The following is a 12853-nucleotide window of genomic DNA, read 5'->3' on the forward strand; positions in this document are numbered from 1 at the left end:
TATAGTTTGTAAATTGTGAAAATGACGTGGTTGTCATGAAAAGAGCCCATAACCTGACAGGTGCAAATTGATATGGTTGATAGCAGTCAAGTTAAAGTATCGATATGGAGCGAATTATGAAATCAAATAACAAAGTAAGAAGTTGTCATTCCGAAAGAGGAAGCCATAGAGGACATGGTTGGATGATGGTGATATGTATTATTTTAATGATAGGTATACCTTTATTAATACTATCAACTACATTAGGCTCGTTTAGTTTTTCTTTGTTAGGGACAGCTCTCATACCTATTGTTTTCTGTCTGATCATGCATGGTGTGATGATGAAATTCATGATGTCCAATGACAAGAGAAAAGAAGAATATAACAACAAGAAAGAACATGATTTAAATTTTGAAACTAAGTTAGTTGAACATCAGTCAGAAACTGGCAATCAATTTAAGGCTTAAGCTCTAGGTCACTGATTTTAAAAGCATTGTATTACACTTTATCTACGAGTTTTTTAGATTAAATATAAAACTATATAGGTTAATTATGATATGAATCAAACAGATTAATTTTATTTAATATATAAATCATAATATTAAGTGTTAACTGACAATGGAAGTAGTATATGTTAAATAATTTGAAGTTAGGCCATAAGATAGGATTGGTTTTTGGTACCCTCATGATATTTCTCTCCATTATTTTATTGGTAAGCATATTTGCATTAAAAAAAGCTGATAATGGGATAAAGACATTTAGCCAACAAACCAGTGCTTCAGAGTTTAGTTATCATATCCAAAACAAAATGCTGAAAGTTTCGGAGTATGTGAAGGATTTTATGCTTTCAAATAATAGTAGTGATGTCGACCTTTATAACGAGGAAATCAATAGTTTAGATAAGTCGTTAAAGAGTCATATATTATCTTTTGGGAATGAAAGTGCAGAATTGGTTGAAAATATATCTCGAAAAATAGTAGATTATGACACTATTTTTTCTGAAGTGGTTGCACTAACAAAAGAAAGAAACGAAGTGACCAATAGGCAACTAGAAGTTAGTGGTTTAAAAATGATTTCCGTTATGAACGACTTAGCAACGTCAGCTTATGATACGAACGACCTATTGGTAGCCTACCATGCCTCACGAGTTCAAGAAAAACTTCTTTTAACTCGTTTGTTTGTTATGAAATTCCTCCATTCGAGCACTGATGATACTTTCAGCATGGCGAATAAACATATGGAAGAATTACAACTTGAAGTGGTTGAACTCGAAGAAAAATTAACTTCTGTAAAACTTAAAGAACTATTAATGAGTTATCATGGAGCACATAAAGCGTATTTAGATGGAATGACTGCTATTTTCGATATTGTAAGAGTACGTAATAATCTCATTAATTCAAAACTAGTAACCATTGAAACCGAGATCGAAACGAATATAAATTCTATCCAGTCTAGAGTTAACAGTATAAAATTGGCTACCAAAGTGGAATTAGATAGAACCACGGAACAAAGCATTACAATAAGTGTAATCATCTCCATAATAGCAATATCCATCGGTTTACTAGCAACCTATGCTATAACTATTTCAATAACTAAGCCGATTTCATTAGCAGTCAACGCTGCTAACTCAATGTCACAAGGAAACCTTGCTTTTAAATTAGTGAATGAGGGTAATCGGACCGATGAAGTTGGTGTATTAATTGATGCTATCAACGATACCGTAGAAAAATTAAAAGTTATGATGGGAACTATCTCTCAAGTAAACCAGAAACTAAACCTAGCATCTGAAGAAATGACTAGCGTGACAAAGGAATCGACTACTGGTATTCAGACGCAAGAGCGAGAAACTGATTCAGTCGCGACAGCGATGACGGAAATGGCAAGCACAGTAAAAGACGTCGCTCAAAATGCGAAAAATGCTGAGAATGCCGCTATTGACGCACAATTAAAAGCTTCTGAAGGGAATGAAATTACCCAACAAACCGTTTTAACTATTATTTCTTTGGTTGAGAGTGTGAATAATTCGGCGGCTAAACTTTCTATTGTAGAAAGTGATTCTATTGAGATTGGAAATATACTGAAAGTAATCAGAGAAGTGGCTGATCAAACTAATCTCCTTGCTTTGAATGCCGCTATTGAAGCTGCTAGAGCAGGAGAACAGGGAAGAGGTTTTGCTGTTGTAGCTGATGAGGTACGAGCACTTGCACAACGTACCCAAGAGTCAATTGCTCAAATTGATTTTATTACTGATAAATTACAAGGAGGAATAGGTATAACAGTTGAAGCAATGAATGAAGGACGAAATCAAACTACTAAAAGTATGGAACAGATTGAAAATGCTGGACAAGCACTCACTACGATCGAAGAATCAGTAAAATTAATATTAGACATGAATACACAAATTGCTAACGGATCGGAACAACAAAGTATTGTTGCGGAGAGTATCAATGAGAATGTAATGACTGTTAGGCAAATTGCACAAGATAATATGTTGACTGCTAAAAAAACAGATGCTGTAAGTCGGGATATTAAGAGCTTGGCTCTGCAGTTAAATAACATGACAAGTCAATTTCGAGTAAGCTGATTATTGGGCAATGTTTAATGAAAACTAAAAGGTGTGAATAATAAAACTTTTGATCGTTAAATTAGACCCTGTAAATAATTCTGTGTAACTGCTCTTGGTTACAAGTAATCAGTTAATCGTTCTTCAAACATAATCATAAAGCGGTTTAGTGCTTGCTTCCAGTGATGAATGGGCATTGTCCATCTCTTGGAAGCATACATAATCGCTAGATAAACCACTTTTCTAGCCGATTCACCTGTCGGGAACAGTCTGCGTTTCTTGGTCGCTTTTCTGATCACGCTGCTCAATGACTCAATCGCATTCGTTGTGTAGATAGCTCTACGGATATTTTGAGGATAGTTGAACAGAGTATTGAAATTGTCCCAATGTGCCGTCCACGAATGACTGATTTGAGGATACTTTTCATCCTATTTGTCACCAAAGCGCTTCATCTTCAGCCGTGGCTTGATAGATTTCTTTTAAGTCTTCGCTAATGGTCTTGTAGTCTTTCCATGGAACGTATTTCATTGAGTTTCTCATCATGTGTACGATACAAAGCTAGATTTGAGTTTTTAGATAGACGGTATTGATAGCATCAGGAAAGCCCTTAAGGCCATCGACGCACGTGATGAGAATATCATTCACGCCTCGGTTTTGAAGTTCAGTGAGTACGCTGAGTCAGAACTTCGCCCCTTCAGTTTCAGACCTCCACAAACCAAGAAGTGAATCGACCACTTTACCGTAGACAACTTCTCACTTGTAAATTCCAAGCTGTTCATACATTAATGGCGGCATGTTTCCAGCGTGACTATGTTTACGTCTAGAGTTATAGAACATTTCGATGTAATCGAAAACATCTTTGCGTGCTTTTTCTCTAGTAAGGTAGGTTTTTTTTAATACGTTCACGTTTCAATAGTTGGAAGAAGCTCTCTGCAACTGCGTTGTCATGGCAATTTCCCCGTCGGCTCATGCTCGCTAACAAGTTGTAATGATCCACTAATACTGGAGAGTTCTTAAGCCACTTTTTTCATCTGTATATATTGTTTGTGCGGAGTTAGATAATTGAGTCCGCTGTGCCGTCGCTTGTAATTGTAAAAGGTAATATAGCTCTCCACTTCTGATATCACTGCTTGGTGATTGATGAAGCTCAATACATTTAAGTGTTCTGATTTTAATGTTCTAAAGAATCGTTCCATTACTGAATTATCCCAACAATTCCCTCTACGACTCATACTTTGCGTTATATTTAAAGTACTTAGGTGATTTCGATAACCATGCGAACTATAATGGCATCCCTGATCTGAATGAACCATTAGTTGGCTTGTATCTGGTTTTTTCTTAATAATCGCCTGATTCAATGCGGCGAGCGTTAATTTAGTATCTGGGGAGCGAGACAACGCATATCCCACGACTTCTTTTGTCGCTAGATCGATTACGCACGCAAGATAACTCCATCCTTGATGAGAGCGGATAAAAGTCACGTCTGTCACCCAATGAGTGTTGTAAGTCTCTGGATTAAATTGACGATTTAGCAAGTTCGGAGCATATCTCTTTTCTTGTCCTGCATCTGGATAGTAGTGTTTCTTTTTCGGATAACGAACATAAATATTTTGCTCTTTCATTAGCTTGGCAACTTTATATAGACTTACTGTCACCCCTTTATCTATGAGCTCTTCCTTAATCCTACGTTTACCATAAGTGTGGTTTGATTCGCTTGATATTACTTGGATCTGGTGACGGAGTTGAATATCACATAGTTTATTGACCTTTTTGTAATAAAAATTACTCAATGACACCTTAAGTGTTTTACATAATTCAGAGACAGTATAGTTCGGATACGCTTTCTTCATCTGCCTGACGACATCCAGTTTTAGTTGTCTCGTATGAACAAAGCGCTGGCTTTTTTTAATATATCGATGTCTCGGTTCGCCCTATCTAACTGTTCTTCCAACTCTTGTATTCGTTGTTGCTCAGGTGTTATTGCTTTTTGACTATGGGGGTGTAATACCTAACTTTTCTGCTTTGTATTGTCTTTTCCATCGAACCACGGCGGAAGAACATGCTCCTGATATTTCTTGTATCTGCTGATTAGAGTATCCATTTTCCACCATCATTTTTGCGTATTCGAGTTTTTGCTGCTCTGAGATAATTACTCGTTCTTTTCGTTTCATAATTTGGCCTCATTTATAATATGATTATAAGGCTTAATTAGTCTCCAAGATCATCGTACCATTACAGGCTCTCCTGATTCATTTTTCAATATAATCAATTGGACAAATGAATATCCAAAATTGAATATTATTACTTTTATGAAAAATATTTATATCTGATAACCAATGTAAATGTGATTGTAATCGATAGTTTAGATGCCACTGTACCTTATATAAGACATTTCCAGTGTGCAATAGATTTTAATAACGGTTGGCCGTAGCCAACTGTTATTAAAGTTTACATTAAGTGCCATTATCTTTAGTGGGCTGATTGATGAGATGTATCATGCGCTTTTTCATGAGTGGTAGAGCTCTCGCCTAGACCTGAAATCCATAACTCAACTGAAAAGAACAAGAACATACCAGTTAATACTGCAATAGTTACTCCCCCTAAGGTTCCAACTTTATGTGAAAACATTCGTTGTAGAGTTTCATCTTTATCAATAAAATGATGTTTTAGAGCACCAATCACGTGTATTGCAATAAGAAAAGTAAATATTGCCGTAGAATAAAAATGAATACCTCTATAAACCGTCATGAGTGCCTCGCTCTCAATTGATAATGAAGGTAATTCGATTAAACCAAACATTGAGACTGTGAATCCAGCTGCATTAGTCATCAACCATCCAGAAATGGGTACAATAAATAATAACGAATAGAAGGTTTTTTGTATTACCGAGGACAATATGTCTTCCACTGAAGAGTGTCCATCTAACTTATATACTTTTTCTGATTTTAATTTGGAAATAATTCTAATAACCAGTGTTACAAGCACTAATATACCGAGAGATTTATGTGTATCAAATAAGAAGATCATCAACTTTTTATCTTCTACGCTAACCATGTACAATCCCAAAATAGTAAGTGAAGTTATTAAGACCGCGCTAATAAAATGGATTATTTTTGCCGATAAGGAATAATGACTCATGTGAACCTTTAGTATAATTGAGTAAGAAAATAGAACAAATTCGTTCGAATATGGTGTCTCTGTTCCGTTTATACAGGTTGACACTGTGGAAAGGTCAATACTATTGACTCAATCCATTAAGCTCTAAATAAGTTCTCGCAACTATCAACGCCGACTTAACTGTGTCAGTAACTGTAACCATCCCCTAAAATAGATGAATTCCGATTTAGAGTTATTCCGTTTAAACTAAACCAAATGGAGAACGCTGATGAAAAATCACGCTATACAGAATCGCAGATCGTTAAGATCTTGAAGGAAGTTGAGGCTGGCCGAAAGGTATCGGATACCTGCCGTGAATACGGTATTTCAGATGCTACGTATTATAACTGGAAGTCCAAATACGGCGGCATGAATAACTCGGATATCAAGCGATTAAAAGAGCTTGAAGAGGAGAACCGACGATTAAAACAAATGTACGCAGATTTGAGTTTGGATCACGCCATTCTTAAAGACGTTATCGAAAAAAAGCTGTAAAGCCATCGGTTCGCCGTGCGCCGGTTGATTATGTAAAAAATCGCACAACATCAGTCTACGCAGAGCTTGCCGAGTTGTTGACATTAGTGACTCAGTTTATCAATATCAAGCTGATCCCCATCGAGACGATGAGGTCATTGATGCACTTCAAAAAGCGGTTGAACGCTATCCCGCTTACGATTTTAGTAAGATATTTAAGATTCTAAAACGATGGCATTACAAATGGAACCATAAGCGAGTTCATCGAGTATACCGTTTGTTGAACTTGAATATGCGTCGACGCGGTAAGAGGCGATTGCCAACTCATAATCCAATGCCGCTATGCGTCCTAGAGAAAGCAAATGTATGCTGGTCTATGGATTTTATGAGCGATTCGTTACTGTGTGGCAGGCGTTTTCGTACGTTTAACCTTTTAGACGATTTTAATCGTGAAGCACTTGCTGTAGAAATCGATTTGAGTTTACCGACAACACGTGTCCTTCGAGTACTTGATCGGGTTGTCGCATGGCGTGGTTACCCAGAAAAAATACGAATGGACATTGGACCTGGATTTATTTCGTTAAAACTAGCTGAATGGGCTGAGATAAATCAAGTTGAACTGGAGTTTATCAAACCTGGGAGGCCTACTCAGAATTCATATATTGAACGTTTTAACCGAACTTACCGTGATGCAATTCTGAATATGTATGTGTTTAAGACTCTGAGTGAAGTGCGCGAACTAACGGAAGTTTGGGTTAAAGAATATAACCATGAGCGGCCAGATGACTCACTGGAAGATCTAACACCTTGGGAATATCTTGTTAAATCGCAACAAAGGGAAAGCTCTAATTTTGAGTGCCACTAAAATAGGGATGTTTACATAACCTCTAAATTAGCGACATACATCACACTTCAGTTAGCGTAGTTTGTAATCTACTTGACCTTGACATGATGTCAAAGTGTAGCCTGATCATAAACTAGATTGATTTTTGGGTAAAAGCTATGAGTATGAAGTCGTAGTTGGTAAAAAGAGCTGTACGTCTTGGCGAATATTGATGCAACAGATACTTTATCTAAAGGAAAATCAAATTTTGGTAAGTTCAATCCATGTTGAAAAATTATAAACATGTTGATTTAAAATTACTTTCTTTTCATAAGAAATTTTAGACAAGGCAATGAGTGAAAATATATTAGTCTATTGAGGCGTTTTTACTACTACAGGGAGTCATAACTTGAAAAGATTAGTGACAATCGGAGAAGCATGCAAGTTAACTGGACTTTCTTCTAAAATGATACGACATTATGAAAAAACAAGTCTAATCAAACCTGTTTGTCGCACACAGTCCGGTTATCGTGTATATAACAATAATGATCTGAACCAACTAACTTTTATACGTCAATCTAAAGAACTTGGCTTTTCACTCAGGGAGATACATTCCTTACTTGAACTATGGCTAAATCCTCTACGTGAGAGTAAAAGAGTAAAACAAATAACAGATCAACACTTATATAGGATTGAACAAAAAATTAATGCACTACATTCAATACAATCGACGTTAAGGATATTGTCGAAGCAATGTAATGCGAATGAAACACCGAATTGTGCGATACTGGAAGGATTACAGCCTAGAGGTTATTGATTATTTAGCGCTGATTTCAAACTAGAAGCTGAGCAATTAGTTCTCGATCAAAATCACTTAGTTATTGTAGAAACACAAGTCATGAATGTCGGCAAGTCCACGATGGATAAGTGGACTTGCCGACTAAAAGAAGAATGTTAGAGGAAAACAGCTAGAGCACTTCCTATAACCCCTGGGCGCACTGAAATTTGTGAACTGAAAAAATTGGCTCGCCTTGAGCAGTATAATGAAGTATTACAAAAATCTGCAGCCTGATGATGTAGAACTCACTGAACAATTTTTGATAATTAAGAAACTCAAGCAGAGTTAGAGTGTAAAAATATTATGCGAAATCTTTAATGTTCACAGAAACATATTGAAATTCCAAGTCACTTAAGTAGGCAGTTGCCGTTACTGATCCAAATGAGGCTTTAGTGGGTGATGTTACTTATATTTAGACGGGTAATCGCTAGATGTATTTAATGGTGTTGATAGATCTCTTTGTTCGAAAAGTGGCTGGCTGCTCTATGTCATTATCGCCTGATGCTCGGCTAACAGATAAAGCATTTATGATTGCTTATGAATCACGCGCTAAGCCTAGAACAATCATATTCCATAATGACAGTAATAATGTGTTGGCTAGATTTCATCATACACTAACAGGAAAGTTGGTTCATGCTTGAAAGATGGTACCAATAATGTACTGAGCTTTCTGACCCACATAGTGATCGACTTTATGTGTCCTTCCTTGGATCTGTCGATTGCTTAGTATCATTATTTGGTGAGGGTTGCCTCGCCAATATTTGTGACTCAAGAAGGGCCTGACGCCTGTCCCATTACTGTCTTGTCCAAGTATTTGGTTTTGTGACTCTTGTCCATACTCACATAGTGAAGGAGTCAACAATGAATAAAAATACAATCTCATCTTATGTTATTGGTGGAGTGGATACTCATAAGGACATCCACGTAGCTGCAATCGTCAATGATTCTAACCAAGTATTATCAAGTGAATACTTCCCAACAACCCGTCATGGATATAAGGAAATGTTAAAGTGGATGTCTTCATTTGGTAAAATATCACGTGTGGGTATTGAGTGTTCAGGGACGTATGGTTTGGGCTTGCTTCGTTATATGCAAAGCAGTGGCATTGAAGTATTGGAAGTAACAGCTCCAGATAAGGTTGATCGAAGAAAACGAGGCAAGGATGACACAATAGACGCAGAAAATGCTGCTCACGCAGCGTATAGTAAATTACGCACGGTGACGCCAAAGACGCGGGACGGGATGGTTGAGTCGTTAAGAATACTTAAAGGTTGCCGTAAAACAGCAATGGCAGCTCGCACTGTTGCCCTTCAGATGATTAGAACGAGCATTGTATCTGCCCCCGATGAAATAAGAGATACATTAAGACATATGACTCGTATGACTTTGATTCGCACCTTAGCATCAAGCAGACCTGATTTAACAGCTTACAAAAATATTTCTAGCGCATATAGGATCGTATTTAAATCCTTAGCTCGTCGATATCTTGAGCTTCATGACGAAATTGCGGATTTAGATAAAATGATTTCTTCTATCGTTGACACGCTTGCTCCTGAATTAATCGAACAAAAAGCGGTTGGATACGAATCCGCCGCACAATTGCTGATAACGTTGGGTGATAACCCTGAACGTTTAAACTCTGAATCTAGCTTTGCCGCTTTATGTGGAGTTAGTCCTATACCTGCATCCTCAGGAAAAACCAAAAGACACAGGCTTAATCGAGGTGGTGATAGATCTGCCAATAGTGCACTCCATATTATTGCGATTGGTAGACTTAGAACCGAACAGCGTTCAAAGGATTATATCAAAAAACGAACTGCTGATGGATTATCAAAAATGGAAGCTATACGGTGCTTAAAGAGATACATAGCACGTGAAATTTATTACCTTTTGAAAAATAAAAACGCCTTAATCAACAGTATGCAAATAACGACTTGACTCTTAGAAGGGCATCCAAGGCAGTCATTATTCCAATAGGAAATGCCGTCAATTTCGGTGGCGTTTTTAGGTAAAAAAAGTTTTTCTCGAAGAGAAAATTACTGGGATAATGCACCAATGGAGCGCTACTTTGGAAGGTTTGAGACCTAACGAGTACTAACCGTAGGTTATTTACTTTTATTATGACTAGTCAGTATGAGGAAGATTTTCACATTATCGTATAACTAACCATTCCAGTCAGAGCCGAGTGCTAATTAGCGTTTTACCTCATATAATGTAGGGTATCGATTCTTTCCACTATCAACCGAAACTTAGTTAGCAACTTCTATTCTGATAACTGGATATGTCACAACTATCGATTTACCTAAGAGTGCATTATAAGTTAAGTGATATAAGTGTATTAAGACCAATATTTGCAATAAAAATTCATTAAATTGTCATAACGACAGCTAAGCGATTTATAAACGATGATAATTGACTTCTGCCACAATACACTATTATTTTTGGTACCAGATATTCATGACAAAATTGTCATGAATTAGCCCGGTATTAGTCATCGTATAAAAGTTATTATTTATATCGACAGAACAAACACCACAAATAGGAAATAACATGAAACTAATTAAATCAGTTACAATTTCAACAATACTTCTACTAAGTACATCTGTATTTGCGGGTCAATATGTACCAACGCCTGGTAACTATGTGGAGCGTCTAAATAGCTCCACCATCGACACTGAGGTAATGAAAACGAAAGATGACGCCTATAAAGCAGGATTGGAAATACTGACTAAACTATATACAAGTTCCTCTTCAGAATTATTTAGTTCTTTAAGAGTTATTGGTAAGGATGTTAATAAAAATACCATGCATATTAATGATGGTGGCTACATTACAGTCGAAGAGATGATGGATGTAAATGGAGGAATGATGTATAGGGGTGTACTAAATGTCAGTTATCACTTCGCAGAAAGAGAGAGACAATGATCAATAATCGAAGCCTAACATAACCCTGTAAAAGATGCATTACATGTGCAATGTAAGAAAGTTACAGTAAATATAATATATTTACGTGACTTTCTTATTTATAAAAAATAAAAATATGAAACGTGTCAACTTGGTCAGTTCCCCATCATATTTAATAATGCACCTTGATTCGTTATCATCTTATAGGGCATATTTAAATCTTTATTCCTGACCGCCATAGATCTCAGTCACAGATTACATTTATGTAATTTCTAGGTCAGCTAATAGTCATTGTATTCCGATATATTTTTATCAAGTTCAGTTTTTATAAATAACGATAAATAGCAGAGGTATAACAATGCAAGTAAAAAAAACCATTTTCAGCATAACAACAATATCCACACTACTCATGTCCGTAAACGCAATTGCGGAAAATGATATGTCCTACTTTGGATATATACGTGGTGGTGTTGGTATGAGCCTAAACAACGGGCAAGATGTTCAATATAATAAGAACCAACTAGGTCGTTTAGGTAACGAAAACGACACGTATGGTGAGTGGGGTATCAAGCACGAGGCCTACAATGAAAATGGTGTGTCATTTGATGTTGAATCGATGATTGCGGCTTACAGCGACGGGTCAACTGGATGGGAAACAACAGAAGATGATGATTTGAAGGTGGTATTACCTCAGATTAATGTTCAAGCTACAGGGTTACTCTCCTCGGCTCCTGAAGCCACTATGTGGGCGGGGAAGCGCTATTATCAACGTCATAATGTAGATCTCGCAGATTTTTATTATTGGAACATCTCTGGTTCTGGGGCTGGTATTGAGAATATCGATTTTGACAACGGTAAGTTGTCCGTTGCATGGATTAGGACTGACAGTGATGAAGTTTTAGACACTGGAAATAACAGCAATGATTTGAACGTAAATTCCTTCGACGTCAGGTTTTCTGATATCGAATTATGGAATCATGCTTCTTTGGAAATTGGTGGTAATTATGCGTTTACAAACGAAAGTAGTGAATATGAACAGGACATCAAAAATGGGGCATTAATTAATATTGAACTTACTCAAAACATAGGAAGTGGAGTTAACAAAACAGTTTTTCAATATGGCACTGAAGGGTATGGAAAAACCATAGCTGAATATGGTGACGGGTCTTGGTACGGTGCCGGAGCAAAAGAAGGTGCTAATGCATATCGAATTATCAATTGGGGTGTAGTAGAAGTTGGTTCAAACTGGGAAGTTGGGCATCAACTAGTTTGGTCTTCATCGGTAGATGACATATCAGATGACCAAACAGAAGATATTACCTATTTATCTACTGTAATTCGACCTGTGTATAAATGGAATGAAAACTTAAAGACATTAGTAGAAATGGGATATTTCGAAAAAACCGGAATAAGTGGTGAGAAAGACTCTGGTAGTAAATTGACTATCGCTCAAGCCTGGACTGCTGGATTAAGTTATTGGGCTAGACCAGAAATTCGTTTTTATGGTAGTTATTTTACAGATAATGAAAATAAAAATGCGTTTGGTAATGGAAAGGACACTGAAATTAACTTGGGTGTCCAAGCTGAGGTCTGGTGGTAAAATATAGTACTTTTTAAAGGTAACCAAGTTGAGTTGTTGTTACCAATTCAACTTGGTCATTATTGAATGTTGAAAATATAGAATATAGAATATAGAATATAGAATATAGAATATAGAATATAGAATATAGAATATAGAATATAGAACATAGAACATAGAACATAAAGAATAACCGACAGAAAGAACTAGAGAAAACATGCAATGTAATAATATTTGTCAGTCATTTTCCGCAATAAACTATACTCATGGTTATATTTATTTCAGCTTGGCTGTATGCAATCACTCTGTATATATTGAGTCCCGTCAATAACATTAAAGTAGATTATTATTCTGCGGTATAATTTAAATTAGGTCTTGAATTTTAAGCTGAATTTGTTGTTTATCAACTTAACTGTTGGCTGATCTAAACGCAAGTTTTCTGGACAAGGTATGAATTGTAATACTTTTTTGTTGTTATTTTTTGTTGATAACGATATTGATTTTGATATTACGAGATAGTTCTTACTTAGCGAATTA

Annotated in this window: 7 protein-coding genes and 6 pseudogenes; 9 read left to right on the forward strand and 4 right to left on the reverse strand. The window is 36.4% G+C overall.

Annotated elements, in window-relative coordinates:
• The first annotated feature begins 116 nt into the window (after positions 1–116).
• Together AACW90_RS17145 and AACW90_RS17150 are read left to right on the forward strand one after the other, a co-directional pair.
• Positions 117–446, forward strand: coding sequence for a hypothetical protein (locus tag AACW90_RS17145; protein ID WP_390236866.1), 330 nt, complete (start codon positions 117–119; stop codon positions 444–446).
• 164 nt (positions 447–610) lie between these two features.
• Complete coding sequence (locus tag AACW90_RS17150) at positions 611–2563, forward strand: HAMP domain-containing methyl-accepting chemotaxis protein (RefSeq protein WP_390236868.1); 1953 nt, start codon at positions 611–613, stop codon at positions 2561–2563.
• Positions 2564–2661: 98 nt separating this feature from the next.
• On the opposite strand, the pseudogene AACW90_RS17155 reads toward AACW90_RS17150, so the two are convergent.
• The 4 genes and pseudogenes from AACW90_RS17155 to AACW90_RS17170 form a co-directional block, all read right to left on the reverse strand.
• Positions 2662–3265, reverse strand: a pseudogene (locus tag AACW90_RS17155) (IS256 family transposase); the annotation flags it as partial.
• 30 nt (positions 3266–3295) lie between these two features.
• A pseudogene (locus AACW90_RS17160) lies at positions 3296–3530 on the reverse strand (IS3 family transposase); the annotation flags it as partial.
• A gap of 25 nt (positions 3531–3555) precedes the next feature.
• Positions 3556–4713 (reverse strand): annotated as a pseudogene (locus tag AACW90_RS17165) (IS3 family transposase).
• A gap of 298 nt (positions 4714–5011) precedes the next feature.
• Positions 5012–5680, reverse strand: coding sequence for a cytochrome b (locus AACW90_RS17170; protein WP_390236870.1), 669 nt, complete (start codon positions 5678–5680; stop codon positions 5012–5014).
• Positions 5681–5914: 234 nt separating this feature from the next.
• Between AACW90_RS17170 and AACW90_RS17175 the strand changes: the two are divergent.
• The 7 genes and pseudogenes from AACW90_RS17175 (at position 5915) to lamB (ending at position 12337) form a co-directional block, all read left to right on the forward strand.
• Positions 5915–7037: pseudogene (locus tag AACW90_RS17175) on the forward strand (IS3 family transposase).
• A 379-nt stretch (positions 7038–7416) separates the two neighbouring features.
• The gene (locus AACW90_RS17180; protein WP_390237062.1) at positions 7417–7812 is read left to right on the forward strand and encodes a MerR family transcriptional regulator; all 396 of its coding nucleotides are present in this window, start codon (positions 7417–7419) and stop codon (positions 7810–7812) included.
• Positions 7813–8423: pseudogene (locus AACW90_RS17185) on the forward strand (DDE-type integrase/transposase/recombinase); the annotation flags it as partial.
• A gap of 271 nt (positions 8424–8694) precedes the next feature.
• Positions 8695–9771, forward strand: a complete 1077-nt coding sequence (locus tag AACW90_RS17190) for an IS110 family RNA-guided transposase (RefSeq protein WP_390236872.1) — start codon at positions 8695–8697, stop codon at positions 9769–9771.
• Between the two features lie 16 nt (positions 9772–9787).
• Positions 9788–9918: pseudogene (locus tag AACW90_RS17195) on the forward strand (IS3 family transposase); the annotation flags it as partial.
• Between the two features lie 465 nt (positions 9919–10383).
• Entirely contained in the window at positions 10384–10758 is a 375-nt protein-coding gene (locus AACW90_RS17200; protein WP_390236874.1) for a DUF3316 domain-containing protein, read from the forward strand.
• Positions 10759–11095: 337 nt separating this feature from the next.
• Positions 11096–12337, forward strand: coding sequence for a maltoporin LamB (gene lamB / locus AACW90_RS17205; RefSeq protein WP_390236875.1), 1242 nt, complete (start codon positions 11096–11098; stop codon positions 12335–12337).
• Positions 12338–12853 lie beyond the last annotated feature (516 nt).

Source organism: Vibrio frigidus, assembly GCF_042465995.1.
In the GTDB taxonomy this organism is placed as follows: Bacteria; Pseudomonadota; Gammaproteobacteria; order Enterobacterales; family Vibrionaceae; genus Vibrio.